At 44.4% G+C, this 17,110-nt stretch carries 9 protein-coding genes and 2 pseudogenes; all 11 read left to right on the top strand.

All coding sequences use genetic code 11. The features are described from left to right. The first annotated feature begins 42 nt into the window (after nucleotides 1-42). Nucleotides 43-2,442 carry an immunoglobulin domain-containing protein gene (locus RE628_RS17440; RefSeq protein ID WP_309154234.1) on the top strand — a complete coding sequence of 800 codons (2,400 nt, stop codon included), beginning with the start codon at nucleotides 43-45 and terminating at the stop codon, nucleotides 2,440-2,442. Further along, the gene (locus RE628_RS17435; protein WP_309154233.1) at nucleotides 2,409-3,413 is read left to right on the top strand and encodes a X2-like carbohydrate binding domain-containing protein; all 1,005 of its coding nucleotides are present in this window, start codon (nucleotides 2,409-2,411) and stop codon (nucleotides 3,411-3,413) included. Before RE628_RS17440 ends, RE628_RS17435 begins: the two co-directional genes overlap by 34 nt. A gap of 167 nt (nucleotides 3,414-3,580) precedes the next feature. Next, complete coding sequence (locus RE628_RS17430) at nucleotides 3,581-3,832, top strand: hypothetical protein (protein WP_309154232.1); 252 nt, start codon at nucleotides 3,581-3,583, stop codon at nucleotides 3,830-3,832. Between the two features lie 202 nt (nucleotides 3,833-4,034). Beyond that, nucleotides 4,035-6,884, top strand: a complete 2,850-nt coding sequence (locus RE628_RS17425) for a putative Ig domain-containing protein (RefSeq protein ID WP_309154231.1) — start codon at nucleotides 4,035-4,037, stop codon at nucleotides 6,882-6,884. Nucleotides 6,885-7,320: 436 nt separating this feature from the next. Beyond that, nucleotides 7,321-9,665, top strand: a pseudogene (gene helD, locus RE628_RS17420) (RNA polymerase recycling motor HelD). Between the two features lie 138 nt (nucleotides 9,666-9,803). Continuing rightward, nucleotides 9,804-10,989, top strand: a pseudogene (locus RE628_RS17415) (MFS transporter). 122 nt (nucleotides 10,990-11,111) lie between these two features. After that, a complete protein-coding gene (locus RE628_RS17410; RefSeq protein ID WP_309154230.1) occupies nucleotides 11,112-11,789 on the top strand; it encodes a DsbA family protein in 678 nt (225 codons plus the stop codon). 324 nt (nucleotides 11,790-12,113) lie between these two features. Beyond that, nucleotides 12,114-12,788 carry a ribose-5-phosphate isomerase RpiA gene (rpiA, locus tag RE628_RS17405; RefSeq protein ID WP_309154228.1) on the top strand — a complete coding sequence of 225 codons (675 nt, stop codon included), beginning with the start codon at nucleotides 12,114-12,116 and terminating at the stop codon, nucleotides 12,786-12,788. Between the two features lie 17 nt (nucleotides 12,789-12,805). Continuing rightward, complete coding sequence (locus RE628_RS17400) at nucleotides 12,806-13,243, top strand: GNAT family N-acetyltransferase (RefSeq protein ID WP_309154226.1); 438 nt, start codon at nucleotides 12,806-12,808, stop codon at nucleotides 13,241-13,243. Nucleotides 13,244-13,470: 227 nt separating this feature from the next. Further along, a complete protein-coding gene (locus RE628_RS17395) occupies nucleotides 13,471-13,920 on the top strand; it encodes a MarR family winged helix-turn-helix transcriptional regulator (protein WP_309154225.1) in 450 nt (149 codons plus the stop codon). Nucleotides 13,921-13,925: 5 nt separating this feature from the next. Further along, a complete protein-coding gene (locus RE628_RS17390; protein ID WP_309154224.1) occupies nucleotides 13,926-17,081 on the top strand; it encodes an MMPL family transporter in 3,156 nt (1,051 codons plus the stop codon). Nucleotides 17,082-17,110 lie beyond the last annotated feature (29 nt).

Here is a 17,110-nt window from a genome sequence, read left to right as displayed (position 1 = left end):
ATTCAGATTCCATAAATATTAAATCAAAAAGGAGAAGATTGCATGATGAGACGATCAAAATGGATGCAAAAGGCTTTATCAATTGTTACGGCAGCAACTATGACATTCTCTGGTCTGCCCGGCTTGGTGCCTACATCTGAAGTTTCAGCTGCAGAGAAATCGGTTGAATCTTTTGACTCTGTTGTACTAGAACTGAACCAAGCGACAGATCACGCAGGCAGAGTGAACCTTACTTATAAAGGTGCACCATTAAGCACACTTATTAAAGGACCGGTTATTGATGAGTTCAGTTATGATTCAAGCAATTCGAACCTGCTAACTGTTGATGAAAACGGTAAGGTAACTTTAGCTAGCGGATATACATTTGCGGCCCCTGGTGCTCCAGGAGTCCCTGTGACGATTACAGCAAACGCGAGTTATTATCAGGACGCAGATGTGTTATTTATGGAGGACTTCGAGAACAACGATGGTCCACTGACAACAACGAATAAATTAGGTGCATCATTTACACTATCTAGTGTTCAGTCCCGTTCTGGTTTGAAAACGATTACACCTTCCAGCAGTACTACTACTGAAGCTGTAAATCAAGACGTGGCTTTACCTGCTGGAAGTAATTATAAAATGACTGCATGGTATTACGACCCTTATCCTGCTGAGGAGAAGACAGCGACTGCAAGAACCCAATTTGCGATTTTGGATGGCAGGAACTCTACCTATGCCGGGACATTCTATCAAAGTCCACAGTCTGAAGTTCTTAATAACCCAACCAAATATACTTGGGCATATACACTATCATCAGCCTGTTCAGGAGATAAACGTTGGAAAGACAGCGGGGTTGATCGTTCCACAGGCTGGCATAAATTTGAGTGGCTCATTACACCCAATGGTGCAAGCTTACAAATTGACGGAAATTCAGTATCCGATTCAGCACAGTCTGATATTTACAAAGCTATGAAGAGTGGTACAACCATTCAACCTAAAATAGCGGGTGGGTGGAATAACCAATCAGGTAACGTTTCTTTTGTTAATAACAAACATCTTATTGACGATTTTTATGTTGTTAAAGACGTTGCTACGGAATCAGGAACAAGAACATTAACGTTGAACTTAGTCCCTCCAGGCGGTTTGCCAAATTTGGAAATTACCAATCAACCAACGGCGGCAAAAGTTAACCAAGGCGAGACAGCAACATTTAGCGTTACGGCAACAACTACTGCTAAATCATATCAATGGTTTGTATCTAACGACGAAGGAGGCTTGAACGGAGTTGAAATTGTTGGAGGAAATGATGCGGTATTAACTTTGCCCAATGTTGACTCAGCGGTGCAGCAAGGTAAGTTCTATTATTGCCAAGTGTCTACAGCAGAGGGGGTAATGATAAAGTCCCACTCTGCACCTTTGTTGATTAAGACAAATAAACCGGTGAATGCACCCATTAATCCGACGCTTGACCCGGATACGGGTATATACACAGGAGGTTCCAATTACGGTGATACCCTTGTAACACTGATCAAAGATAGTACAGTAGTGGGGTACTATTTATCTAAAAATGGGGGTCCTGACCAGCCTAACAATCATGAAAGACATCATGTTCTACCCTATGCAAGAGCGCTCGGAGTAGGTAATTACACCGTCACAGCCACTGTCATTAATACAGAAGGAAATATAAGTGATGAAGTTACGGCATCCGGAACATTGACGATCGAGAAATTGTCAGCACCAGGAAAAGTCAGATGGAACGGTACCTATGCTGCTTGGGACAGTGTTGCTAACGCATCTGCCTATTCGGTTCAGCTCTTCAGTAACGGAATTGCCAAGGGAAGCCCTGTTGCAGCAACAGGAAATGATGTAGCTCTGTCCCCGGGCTCTAATGATACATTTAAAGTTAGAGCGATTGGTAACGCAACAACACGCTTCTTAGATTCTGATGAATCAGGGGAGAGTGCAGCATATTCAGCTAATATTGCATTAGTCCGTCAGAATGAAACTTTACGGGCAGGTGAGAGTGAGCGGTTAATCGTTGATACTGCCGATACGTTCGTTGCTGATAACATCAGCTTCAGCCCAGCAGATAAAGACAAAAATAAGATTGAAGTTGATGGTGCTGGTTTCGTTACAGTAAAGAAAGGTTATGTTCCAAAAGCGAACGAAGAGGTAACTGTTAATGTCAGCGTTGATTACTTCAATAAGGCTGACACTATGTTTTACGATGGATATGAAGGGAATCAGAAATTTACGACTGGTGCGAACGGGTACGTCCAAAGTAACGTGATCTCCCGCACCGGAGCAAAAGCTGCGACAACAAGTGGTGGTGCTCAGGTGGCTAGTGTACCGGGTACCTATAATTACGCTCCTACTGAAGCCGGTAAGACAACCATTGTTACTGCCTGGTACTATGACGATGGCGGATGGCATCCGGTGATCACGCGGTATTTGGCTTAACTCCGTCGGCCAATGAACATATCGCATTAAATTACGGTAATGCTGACGGCAACTGGGCGGCAAACCTGACTAATTACTCAGTTAGGTTCGGATCAACTGGAAGGTTCTATCCTGTAGACGCCAAGCGTAGCAAAGGCTGGCACAAATTCCAATGGTTCGTAACAACAACTGGAACAACTTATAAAATAGATGGAAAAGCAATTAATAGACAATCAACTGACGGTGGCGCGTTCGATACAGCTGTAGTAGACAATATTAATAAGATAGATGCATTGCAACTTGCTACAAACTGGGGCGATAAATCCGGAACGACTAAAGATATTCAGAACAAGCACTTTATCGATGACGTATATGTTATGGATAGCGGAGTCAAAGCTCAAAGCACAACGGCATCTGTTACATTAAAGCTCTTACCTAAAGAGTACACTCACTCGGAAGACAGTACTTATGTTATTGGAATAGATGACTATAAAATCACTGTAAATCCTGATTTAGCGGATTTAACTAGTGTGGAAATCGGCAATGTAACTCTTGCACAAAATGTGGATTATACGGTTAGCGGCAATATATTGACGATTAAAGAAGAAGCATTTGCAAGAAACAATATTGCGCCTGGAAAATATACTGTTAGACTCGATCTGAACCCTGCTGAGATCAAATTTGAGTTGAACATTGTACCTAGTGAAGCCCGTGATTTTTATTTCTCCAATAACGGTGATGATAATGCCGATGGACGCACACCGGCAACAGCATGGAAATCAATTTCCAAAATAAATGAATATGTGTTCCTTCCAGGTTCAAACATTTATTTGGATGCAAACAGTATATGGAGTGGTGAACAAATCAAACTGCGCGGCAACGGTAAAAAGGAAATCCGATTACGCTTACTAAATATAATACGACCGACCCTAACAAACGGCCGATTATTAATGGTGGAGGAACAGCGACAAGCCCATCAGGCATTACTTTAAACGGTACAATTGAGTTGTACGACGTTAATTATTGGGAAGTTAGCGGAATTGAAGTAACAAACACCTGGCAATAAAGCAGGTGACGGACGTTCCGGTATTGCTATAATGTCCCGCATATCCAAGCTGGGCAAGGTCAGTTTAACATTCAAGATTATGCTAATGCTCGAATGCAAGGAATTGTCATTCGAGATAACTATGTTCATGACGTGAATGGACTGCACCAAGCGAATGGAGCCAGCAAGATATCCGGCGGCATCATTGTTAATGGCTATGTTGATGTACTGATTGAAGGCAACAAAACCCTTCGCTGCGATAACGAAGGTATTCGTAACAATGCTTACGGGCCAAGTAGCGCGGGACAAATAATACAGGCATCACTTGGAGCAATTCAAGTTATCCGTGGGCATCTAACGCGGTGATTAAAAATAACTGGATTTCTGGTTCGGTTGGTGATGGCCTTGTCATGTCCGGAGGGAACAACTCCCTTGTGGAACGAAATGTTATCACAGACTGTGGATACAGTTATTTAAGCGATAAGAGCGGTAACTTAGTAGCGGACTGGGTCCAAATAATACAAAGCCAACATATCTTGGTTCGCAAAACTATGCTGCTGCGTGGATTATGGCAAGTAAAGGCACGATCTTCCGCTATAATGAATCGGTGGATAACCCTTATCATGCAGGTAATGACGGTATGGCTTGGGACATTGACAACTATTGCGAAGATAACGTGTATGAATATAACTACAGCCGAAACAACTTCGGCGGTTGGTATTTGCAGATGAATGCTGCAAAAGGCAACATTGTACGCTATAACATCAGTGTGAACGACGGTCGCAGCCCGGATTTTAACAAGAGCTTCAATAGTCTTGTATTACTTGCGGGAGGTTCTTCAACAAGCGAGGAATTAAGTGGATTATTCTATAACAATGTAATCGTCTCACCATTGAAGGACAGTAGTTCATTAGTGTTTGACCCAACAGCAACTAACTTGAACATCTATTTCCAAAATAATATATTTGCCTATACTGGGTCTAACAGCAGCGTTGGTCTGAAAGGCGGCGGAACGACCGCTCCATTTAATGCTGGACGGTTTACGAACAACATTGTATATCCAGCTTATATTTTTGGCAGTATGGACGCTGGCGGTGGCGGATATTTAGGTGCTAATGTAAAAACAGCTGACAATCGTTACGTAACACAAAATGAACTGAATTCCATATTGAAAGATTATCAATTAGCACCGGAGCATTGGATTACCAACAGCGGAACGGTTAATACTGAGCTTGATTACAGTGCGATGGATGGATTCCGCCTTGCTGATGGCGACAACATGGCTTATGGTGCAGGTGTCGAAGTAGTAAGCCCATACGTTGATCGTGCGAACGCTCTGCCTCATATGACACAGAGAACGGATTTCTTCGGCAATCCACTGGGTAACAGGATGCCTTCTATTGGTGCACACAACCCTTATGCGGTAGCTTTTGATTCCAATGGTGGTAGTGAAATTATGATGAAATTCGCGGATATGGGTGGCACAATTACTGAGCCTACAGATCCAACAAAAGATAACGCTAAATTCGGTGGTTGGTACCAAGATGCAGAATTAAACGATGTATGGAATTTCACTACTGATACTGTTACAAGTAATATCGTATTACATGCGAAATGGATTGAAGATAAAGGTATGGCACCAACGATAACTACGAATTCGCTTGCGAATGGTAAAGTTGGGCAAGACTTCTCAGCCACTCTTGAAGCTGTTGGTGATACACCCATCAAATGGGCTGTTATAGAAGGTGAATTGCCAACGGGCTTGAGCTTAGACGAGGTAGCAGGTGCTATCTCTGGTACACCAGATCAGGCGGGACAATTTACATTCAAAGTTCAAGCTAACAATGCTGCAGGTAGCGATACGAAAATGTTAAGTATAGTGATCACTCAAGATGCACCAGATAATACGGCTCCAGAAATTATCACTAAGAATCTGCCAAGTGGTAAAGTCGGCCAAGAGTATACGGTGACACTTGCGGTATACGGTAGCGATCCGATTACTTGGGAATTAAGTGACGGAACCTTGCCAGCAGGCTTAAACTTTGATGAAGCAACAAGCGTGATTACGGGTACGCCTCAAGAGGCAGGATATTTTGAATTCATTGTTGCAGCAACAAATGATTTTGGTAGTGTTGAGCAAGTACTGGGTATTGAGATTGCAGAGGATGAGTCAGTTAGTACAGCACCGACGATTACAACCAACACTTTGAAAAACGGGAAAGTTAATCAAAGTTATCAAGTTTCGCTTATAGCTAAAGGTGATGCTCCAATTACTTGGACAGTTACTGATGGTCATTTACCAGCGGGATTGAATTTAGCAGAAGCTACGGGTGTTATTTCAGGTAAGCCTTCTAAAGCGGGAACATACAAATTCACCGTTATGGCTTTCAATGATGCTGGTGTTGATACGAAAGAGTTAACTATCGTTATTGTGGCTAATGACGACAACAACAATAACGGTAATGGAAACAATGGAAATAACGGCAACAACGGCAATAATAACGAAAATGGTAATGGCAGTGGTGGAAAATCAGGTAGCAGCAATGTGCCGACACCGCCGGTAGTGGATAGTATTGATGACACCATCAGAGAGCAGTTGAAGCAAGGCAATTCTATTCAATTGACGATGTCAGTTGGAACGAACGAGCTTGAGCTTAATAACGATACGATCAGTGCCATTATGAATGCTGATAAACCTATTACGGTTACGAATAACACCATTTCAATTGAATTATCCTCTGAACTGCTGAAACGGTTGGATACAGCTAAGACGATGAGGATTTCTATAAAACCTGTAGATAGAGGAGAAGGAGTTCTAGGGCAGGGATATGAGATGAAGATTTTCGTGGATGACCAGGAAATTACGGATTTAACAGGAGGTATTTCAGTAACCTTTGATCTGACCAAAGAGAAGCTGCAATCTAACGATATTAGCAAGCTATGCGGTATCATGTTTTTAGCAGACGGTACCATGAAACGATTAGGTGGTAACTATAATCGTGAGACGGGTAAATTTACCTTTATGGCAAATGGGTTAGGTGATATCTATGTTACAACCCAATCTGAACCTATTCAATTGGAGCTTACCCTTGGTAAGATGAGCTATATGCTGAACGGAATGGAAATGAGTATAGATGTTGCTCCATTGGTCGTTAAAGGCAGAACGTTAGTTCCACTACGCTTCATTGCTGAAAGCTTAGGTGCCGATGTTGGTTGGGATAACGCCAGAAAAATAGTAACAATTACCCTAGACGGACAAACCCTATCGTTTACGATTGGTGAACATGTATCAGGAATCGATGTAGTAGCCGAGCTTGTTAACGGACGCACCGTGGTTCCACTTCGCTTCATCGCTGAGCATTTCGGTGCAGATGTAACCTTCGATAATACTACGAAATCCATTAGTATCTTGAAGTAATATTCGTAAGCTAATATAAGCAATGATATAAGGAACCCTCTGACTAACACTGTAATCGAGTGTTTGTAAGAGGGTTTCTTGTATTTTTTGGATGTTTTTTAGCGGTATAGCTTAAATTCATAAATGTGCAACTATTTTGGACCATAACGACAAGGATTGGGGAGAAGAAAATAGAATAATCTAAAAAGTCCTGCCAATTGCGAAAGCGCCGTTGAACTTGCAAGACGCAGTGCGTATGGACAGGACCTATTTTAAAAAATAACATAAGATTGAATTTGTGACATATCAGTGATACAATAAAAAGCAGTCTTGATTAATTTTAAAACGAACATGAATTAACTAATCTAATTTTATCACACCATTTTCTAATTGTCAATATATTTTTTGAGGCGTATTTAGCAAGTTTAGTTTGGTATAAATTCACAAAGGGGCGACTATTTTGAGCAATAACGACAAGGATTGGCAGGAAGAACAACACCGGGTTGAGTATGTTGGGGACCTAATTGATAGAAGGATTTCTAGACTGGAAGCAGAAGTCGGTACGATCCGTGGCGATGTCGTGTCTATGCGGAAGGACTTTTGGGATGAGGTTACTGTTAATTTCAGTGAAGCGGACGATGTAGGGGAGACCTCAACAAGCCTCCGACAACAGTCGGAGATACTGTCCGAGCGGGAGAAGCGTCATCAGCTTGCTTACAACGCTCTTGTTAAGCTGAAGCGGCTGCAACAATCCCCTTACTTTGGCCGAATTGACTTCGCCGGACAGGGAGAGAAGAACGAATCGATCTATCTGGGGATAGCCTCATTGCTTGATAAAGATGATGAGAAATTTCTGATATATGATTGGCGTGCCCCAATTTCAAATTTATATTACGATAGCGTCCCAGGCCCGGCTTCATATGAGACGCCTTCGGTACCATTGAAGGAGAGATGACGCTCAAACGGCAATTCGTCATCCGCAGGCGAAACCTGAAGGTAATGTTTGATACCGGTGTAACGATCGGCGATGAATTGCTGCAGCAGGTGCTTGGGCGTAGTTCAGATGCGCAAATGAAGAGTATCGTGGCTACGATCCAGAAGGAGCAGAATCGCATCATTCGAAATGATACTTCGCGAATGCTGATTGTCCAGGGTGCAGCAGGTAGTGGCAAGACTTCAGCTGCTCTGCAGCGTGTGGCCTATCTGCTCTACAAGCATCGTGAGACGTTACGTGCCGATCAGATGATCTTGTTCTCTCCGAATCCGATGTTCAATAGCTATGTATCTACCGTATTACCGGAACTAGGCGAAGAGAATATGCTGCAGACGACATTTCAGGAATACCTGGAACGGCGCCTAGGCAGAGAATTCCAGCTGGAGGATCCATTCGTACAGATTGAATATGTGTTAACGGGTGAAGAGGATGAATTGTATCAGGCTAGGATGGATGGAATCCGCTATAAGTCCTCTTTGCAGTTCTTTGAGGCGATTGGTAGATATAAGGCTCTGCTTGAACGTAAGGGAATGAAATTTAAGCCGCTGCGTTTTATGGGTCGGGAAATCGTAGGAGCGGAAGCTATCTCAGAACGTTTTTACGCTTATGACCCTGCGATAACACTGGCCAATAGATGTGAATTACTTAAGGAATGGCTACTTAAGGAGATTGCTGCCTTCGGTAAGGAGGAGGTTAATCAGCCATGGGTTGATGAGCAAATCCAGCTTCTTGATACCGAGGATTATCAGCGCGCTTACCAGCGGATGCGCCGTCAACAACAGAAGAGCAATGACCATTTCAGCGAATATGAAGAAGAGAGAACCATTCTCGGAAGAATGGTCGTTAGCGAGCGTCTAAAGCCGCTTCGAAAATGGATCAAATCGTTGCGTTTTGTCGATGTAACGAAGCTGTATTGTCAATTATTTGAGCAGTCGGAGATCGTCCAGGAGGTTCATATGGACGCTTTGCCAGAGGACTGGTCGCTCATTTGTGAACATACAATCTCAAAGATCAAGGCCGGAGAGCTATTCTATGAGGATATTACACCGTTCCTCTATCTGAAAGAGATGACCCTTGGCTTCCATTCCAACCATGCGATCCGTCATGTCATTATTGATGAGGCACAGGATTATTCGCCATTCCAATTGTTCTTCCTGAAGAGGTTGTTCCCACGTGCACGAATGACAGCACTCGGCGATCTCAATCAGGCGATATATGCTCATTCCTCTGTATTGCAGCAGTCGGCTGTGTTGACTGATTTATACGGATCGGATAATAGCGAACAGATCATATTGCAACAGAGCTACCGTTCGACCCGGGAGATCGTTGAGTTCACGCGTGGTATGCTTCCGGGAGGAGAGGCGATCATTCCGTTCAATCGTGCTGGTGAGAAGCCAGAAGTGATTGTTGTATCCGGTCAGGACGATCTGTTTACACAGATCAAAGAGGATGTTACAGCGCTTCGTAATGAGGGATATGAATCGATCGCTGTCATTTGTAAGAATGCGGAGGAAAGCAAGGAGGTCCACGAACATCTCTCTAAAGATATAGAGGCCAGACTAATCAAGAAAACGACACTTTCTTTTGAGAAGGGAGTTCACATCATTCCGGCTTATCTGGCAAAAGGTGTAGAGTTTGACGCGGTGCTCATTTTCGATGGCTCGAACGATAAGTATACCCGTGAATCGGAACGTAAGCTATTCTACACAGCTTGCACGAGGGCGATGCATTTGCTGCATGTCTATTCGGCAGGTGAGCCAAGTCGGTTTATTACTGAGACGGATCAGGAATCTTATGTAAGGAGATAAGGAAACAAATGCAGGCGGAATATTTTGCGGAATATACTCCACACTAACCATGATTGTTGTTTACATGAATGGAAAGGGTGTCCGAATGATGGGGAACAAAAAGGGGATCTGGCGGCGTTGGCGTCCATTCCGTTAATCATGACTTTGGGCAACTCCATGCTGATCCCGATTTTGCCGCAGATTTCGCGAGAACTGCACATTTCTTCACTTCAAGTAAGTATGTTGATCACGGTATATGCCGTAGTAGCTATCTTACTGATTCCGATTGCTGGTTACTTGTCGGACAAAGTCGGTCGTAAGGCAGTTATTATTCCGAGTCTCATCATAGCGGGGATTGGTGGGGGATCTGCGGTGTAGCCCCTGGTTTTCTAATGGAATGATGCTGTACTGGATAATTATTGCCGGCAGATTTCTGCAGGGGATCGGGGCAGCGGGGGCATTTCCGACTGTTCTGCCGCTTGTTGGGGATATGTTTAATGATGATAAAGAAGTCAGTAAAAGCCTTGGCATTATCGAGACCTCCAACACATTTGGCAAGGTACTTAGTCCGATTCTAGGAGCACTGCTCGGTGCATGGATTTGGTATATGCCTTTTCTGGCCATCCCTCTGCTATGCCTATGTTCCTTACTCCTTGTGATCTTCCTGGTCAAAGAGCCAGAGCGTAAGAGTAAACCAAAGCCATTGAAGCAGTTTTGGGAGTCGATTAAGGGTGTGTTCGCATCGCAGGGACGATGGCTGTATGCCATATTTATCATTGGCGGGATATCAATGTTTCTGCTATTTGCCGTGCTTTTTTATTTGTCGGATCAATTAGAGAAAAAACATGGCCTAGACGGTGTCCTCAAGGGGTTTGTACTGGCGATTCCACTCGCATCCTTGTGCCTCGCTTCTTACTTCACTGGCAAGAAGATCGGTAAGAACAAAGTACTGATGAAATGGTGTGGCGTAATTGGATTGTTTCTATCTACAGGGGCGCTGTTTGGGATTGGTTTTTTCAACAATATCTATTTTGTGCTCGCTTGTCTCATCGTTTGCGGGGCGGGAATTGGTATGGTCCTGCCAAGCTCGGATGCGCTCATTACTGAAGGAATCGAGAAGGAATTGCGTGGCACGATTACTTCCATTTACAGCAGTATGCGCTTTATCGGGGTATCTCTAGGCCCTCCCGTTGTATCATTGTTGGACAAGGCGAGTCATATGACTTTGTTCTTTGTTATTGCTGGTATTTCTTTGGTAGCTATGATTCTGATTCTGGTGATGGTTAAACCGGAATCAAAAGAAGGCAAAGGGGGCTTGTCTGAGGCGCTCAACCCACAGCATTAGCAGATGTATTCAATAAACTGGCAGAGATGCCGATGGAAAGTGACATTTCTCCTAGTTATTTTTCTCCAGAACTCATACAATCAGCACAAAATATTACTATTTTGTGTCCGAGGAGGAAGAATATGAGAAAAAATAAATGGGGAATATGGGCACTTATCGGCGTGGCGGTGCTACTGGTTGCCGTACTCGTGCTTATTCGTGTCAATGAGAAGAATAAGCAAGAAGCGGAATTCCCGGACCTGGAGCAGGTGGAGGTGGGACAAGTCCCAGATAGCTTTGATGAAGCGAATCAGCCCTATTTGGGGAATCCTGAAGCGGCGGTGAAAATCGTAGAATTCGCTGATTACAAATGCCCAGCCTGCAAACGATGGACACAGGAAATATTCCCGAAGATTAAGAGCGAATATTTGGACACAGGCAAGGCGGTATATTATTACGTCGATTTCCCTTTCCTGGCTCCTGATTCGAATCTTGCAGCGCTGGCCGGAGAGACTTTGTATCAACAAGATCAGAAATATTTCTGGACCTATTATGATCTCATGATGGAAAATCAGGGCAGTAAGGAGACAGCCTGGGCCAATAAGAAGTTTATTATGAATTTGATTAAGGAGAGCATTCCCGGGGTTGATCTGAAGCAATTTGAGCGGGACTTGGATGACCGGAAATATATCGCTAACATTAAACGAGATCTTCTTATTGGAGAAAACCACGGTGTGGATGGGACGCCTTATGTATTTGTGAACGGACAAGCTGTCGATGATGTTTCTTGGGAAGGGATGCAGGCAGCAATCGGACAATAAAGGCAAAGGAAGAACGGTTGGCCTAGGGCGGTTTGCGGATCAGCAAAGCGAAGGCTACCGTTCTTTATTTTTTGAGATTTTAGAGGTTGTTTAAAAAGTCCGCCTTTGTGGATACTGAAGTGTTTTTCTTGCTGTTTTTTGATATGATATAAGCTGATTCGCCCATCAGGACAAGGCTACATATGATATTTGCCGCTCGGTGAAGATATCTTCAAAGGCTTGATCATGATTATAGCATGGATAAGGAATTGGCAAGAAAACGAACTAGAGATTGTTAACGAAAAATGTGAATCAGAGCTTCATACCATTTAGGAGGGATACGTAATGAATGCCAAGCAAGCAGCAGGATACCGTGCAGCAGAATGGGTGGAAGATGGAATGATCGTCGGACTGGGAACAGGATCGACGGCTTATTATGCGATAGAGAAGATTGGACAGCGAGTTGCTGAAGGTTTACAAATAAAGGCGATTGCCACCTCGAATGCTTCGGAGGAACTGGCAAAGAAATATAATATTCCGCTGATTCGTGCTGCGGAAGTAGAACGCCTTGATCTGGCCATTGATGGGGCGGATGAGGTTGATCCTAACATGGCGCTGACCAAGGGAGGAGGCGGTGCTCTGTTGCGTGAAAAGCTGGTTGCCATTAATAGCGAGCGATTCATCGTCATTGCTGATCATAGCAAAGTGGTGCCACACCTTGGTGGCTTCAAACTGCCAATTGAAATTGTCCCATTTTGTTATGAGTGGACGTTTGGGCAATTGCAACGGTTCTATAATGTTCCTATGGAGATGCGAACTCGTGATGGAGAGTTATATGTGACGGATAACGGCAATTACATTGTCGATGCTTCATTTGGTGTAATCTCCGATCCAGGTAAGCTCAGTCAAGAGTTGAAAGCTATGACTGGGGTTGTTGAGCACGGTTTGTTCGTTGATATTGCTCATACGGTTGTGGTCGGATATGAAGATGGACGCACTGAGGTTATCGAGAAGAAGTAGTGGAGGAGGACCGAAGGATGCTTGTTAACTTGACAGACAGCCAATGGGATCTTGAAGTGCGTGAGTTGCTAGAGGATGCGGTCTATTACGACCCGTCCGAGGTAGATAAGGTGATGAATCAATACCGAACTTCAAGCTTGAATGAGTTGTACGTATTTGAAGATCAGGAGGAATTCATCGGGATTATCGGTTTTATGATGGGTGAGCAGAACCAGCTTGAGATCGCAGAGTTAGTCATTCATCCGCTGGAACGCCTGAAGGGATACGGGCGCGGAATCATTTTAGAGACAATAGTGTTGAAAAATCCAAGCCGCATCACCGCGGTTACAGATGAAGAAGGTGCGGATTTCTTCCGCAATATCGGCTTTCAGGTGATCGGTATGCCTGCAAACGAAGTGGGAGTTGAACGGTTCCGCTGTACCTATGAAGTGGAAATCGATGCCGAAGATGAATAAATCAAATCACTGCAAGAATAAGCATAGACGACAGAATGATCTGTCGTATGTGCTTTTTTTATTGCAGGTGATAGGCTGTCACGAAAATGACGAATATCGGAAAGTTGATTTTTTGAATAGTGTAATATATAGTTCTTATATCGAATAGTTCTATTATAAAACTATTTGAATATAGAACAGTTCTGGCGAAGAACAATTAAACAATAAACTTGATGATGGAGGATGACATGGACGAGTTAGACCAGATGCCGCGGCAATTGATTGAGCGCTACATGGCTGCATTTTTCGTACTTAGTAAACGGTTGAATGCACAGATTAACGAGGTGATTCAGGATAATGCAACATTAGACCAGTATCAAATTATTGATTATATCGCAACGCATGATGAGGTTACCTCTACGATGCTTGCCGAAGCCTCTTCTGTCGGCAAAAGCTCGATCACGGCTATTACTACCAGGCTGGTTGATAGAGGGGTTTTGCAGCGGATAGGAGATGTTAACGATCGGCGCGTCATCTATCTGTCATTAACCGAACATGGCAGAACGGTATATTCAAATACTCAGCGTATGATCATGGATATGATCTCTACCTACCTAATTCATTTTACGAAAGAGGAGATCGACGGCTTTATTAAACCATTTGAGAAACTGGCGAGGTTAGTTGAGGAGGGGAGCTAAGATCTATGAAGTATATACTGAAGGCAAAATGGGGTCTCCTGCTATTATGGATTGCTGCGGCAGTATTGCTCGTTGTTACTGCGCCATCTATAACTGAACTCGTGCGGGAGAAAGGTGAAATAGTCGTACCTAAAGGGTACTCATCGGAAGTTGCCACCCGCATATTAAATACGGCATCTGAAGACGCAGGGGAGGGGAAATCAAGCAGTGTAGCCCTTGTCTTCAACCGGGATAGTGGAATTACTACGGAGGATAAGACAGAAATTGAGCAAGCTTTATCTAGACTGCGTTCATCAATGGATCAGCTCGGGATCCGTTCGATGATTGATCCGTTTGATACGCCAGAGGCTAAGGATAAAATGATTGCCGCAGATGGCAAGACGATTCTCGCTTCATTAAGCGTGGAAATGGATAAGCGCCCCTTGAAGGAAATTGAGCAGGATATTCGTAATGAGCTCTCGTCGCTTAGAGTGGATCATTACATGACAGGTGCTCAGCAGATTAATCAAGATGTAATACTAAGTTCGGAACAAGGCCTGAAGAAGTCAGAATATTTCACAGTCATCTTTATTCTAGTTATTCTATTCATCGTCTTTCGTTCAGCAGTAGCCCCTTTTATACCACTCCTAACGGTTGGAATCAGTTATCTGATCTCCCAATCGATTGTAGCATTTCTTATCGATCACTATAACTTCCCAGTCTCTACATACACACAGATATTTATGGTTGCGGTGATGTTCGGAATCGGCACAGACTATTGCATTCTTCTGATTAGCCGCTTCAAAGAAGAACTTCAGCATTCGGATAACATTCCTGAGGCAATCATTCAGACTTATCGCAAAGCAGGAAAGACGGTGTTCTTCTCCGGTCTTGCTGTATTGGTCGGGTTCACTACAATCGGCCTCTCTCAATTCGTTCTTTATCGTTCAGCCGTAGCGGTTGCCGTCGGTATCGCCGTCATGCTGCTTGCGCTCGTTACGATTGTACCGTTCTTTATGGCCGTGCTAGGCAAATGGCTGTTCTGGCCGATGAAGGGGTCGATTGAACATAAGGATAACAGGTTCTGGGGAGCAATCGGTACCTTCTCGGTTAAGAAACCTTGGGCCGCTGCACTATTCGTAGCTATCATTACTGTACCTCTGGTCATTTCTTACAGCAACAATGTCTCCTTCAACAGTATGGAGGAGATCGGCGAACAGTATGAGTCGGTGAAGGCGTACAATCTGATAGCGGACAGCTTCGAACCCGGAGAATCCTTGCCGACGACGATTGTGATCAAGAATGATCAGAAGATGGATAATTCGGAGGATATTGTGCTGGCCGAGAAGATCAGCCGCGCTGTAATGGAGGTTGACGGAGTTGCCAGCGTACGCAGTCTCAGCCGTCCTACGGGTGAGATTCAGAAGAATTTTGAAATTACGAATCAAGTGAAGACCGTTGGCGATGGACTTGGAGAAGGAAATGACGGCTTATCGCAAATTAAGAATGGGCTGGCAGAAGCGAGTCAGGCGTTGAACGAGAATGAGCCTAAGCTGGCGGAAGCGGCGGCGAGCACCGGTAAGCTGGTTACGGGTACCGCCGAATTGAAGAGTGGGATCTCCGCGCTGTCGAACGGCTTATCGGAAATTCAGAAGGGGATTACGGACAGTTCCAAGGGGGCTGGCGGTCTGAAAGAGGGGTTGAAACAACTTAAGCAGAGCGCGGAAGAGCTGGCAGGAGCTAATGATAAGTTGCTACAATCCTATCAATCGATCACTGGTGGACTCGGCTCACTTGGAGTTGGGTATCAACAAATTCAGCAGCAATTGAGCGAGATCGCGAAGGGTTTCTCACAACTGGACGCTTCCTTCGCCAGTCTGGAGCAGAAATATCCGGAGCTGGCTGGAGATAAGGATTACTTGACGATACGAGGAACGGTTACTGCATCCGGTCAAGGTCTGGAACAGATATCCAGCGGTCTTGGAACGGCTACAAGCCAGCTAGAACAGTTGAAGGCTGGATTGGAACAGGCGAATTCAGGCTATATCGAGGCTTCCAAAGGAAGTCATCAACTGGCTGGTGGATTGGATCAATTTATCTCCGGATTGTCGCAGCTAGAACAGGGTCTGGATAAAGCGGGAAATGGTCAAGGCCAAATTGTGAAGAAGCTGCCAGAGATCGTAAACGGTCTAACACAAATCCAGCAGGGACAAGAACAAATCCAAACCGGCTTCTCGCAATTCTCCGGTCAAATTACGGAGCTTACAGACGGGCTGGACCAGAGTGTCGAGGGGTTGGGTCAAGTTTCCGGTGGACTGAATACAGCCAAGCAATATTTGAATGAGGTTGGCGATAGTGATAATGGTCTCGGCGGTTATTATGTACCGCAGGAGGCGTTGAATAATAAGGCAATCGATCAACTCTTCGACACGTACCTGTCGGCAGACCGCAAGGTGATGACCCTTGACGTTGTCTTCTCCAGCAATCCATATGGACGCGATGCGATCGATCAGATCAGTCAGGTGCAAGCTGCTGTAGAAAAAGTCGTTACAGGCACTAAGCTAGCGAATGCGGAGATCGCGATCGGTGGCGTATCCAGCACATTTAACGACTTGAAGACGATATCTGATGCGGACTATACCCGTACCGTCATATTTATGCTTGCGGGTATCTTCATTGTATTGCTTCTGTTGCTGCGCTCTGTTGTGATGCCGATCTATATCATCGCTTCCTTAGTACTAACCTACTTCGCGTCAATCGGATTGACCGAGATTATCTTTGTTCATATTCTCGGATACTCGGGCGTGAGCTGGGCCACACCATTCTTTGGATTCGTTATTCTAGTGGCTCTTGGTGTGGACTATAGCATCTTCCTAATGGACCGTTTTAATGAGCATGGTGAACTGGACGTCTCAGAGGCAATCGTTTATTCGATGCGTAAGATGGGGACAGTGATTTTGTCTGCGGCCGTCATTCTAGGCGGTACAATGGCATCGATGTATCCGTCAGGCGTATTATCGATGCTGCAGATTTCAACACTTGTTCTGACAGGACTAATTCTGTATGCGGTTGTAGTATTACCGTTCCTGATTCCGGTATTTGTAAGAATATTCGGGAAGGCGAATTGGTGGCCATTCCTTCGGGGACGTGGGAGATCAAAAGATAATGGTGTTGATGCTTAGCGATACCCAGTTTCGTTAGAATTGTATAA

Origin of the sequence: Paenibacillus sp. D2_2, assembly GCF_031199965.1 — a bacterium.
GTDB lineage: Bacteria > Bacillota > Bacilli > Paenibacillales > Paenibacillaceae > Fontibacillus.
This window is presented reverse-complemented; position numbering and strand designations above follow the sequence as displayed.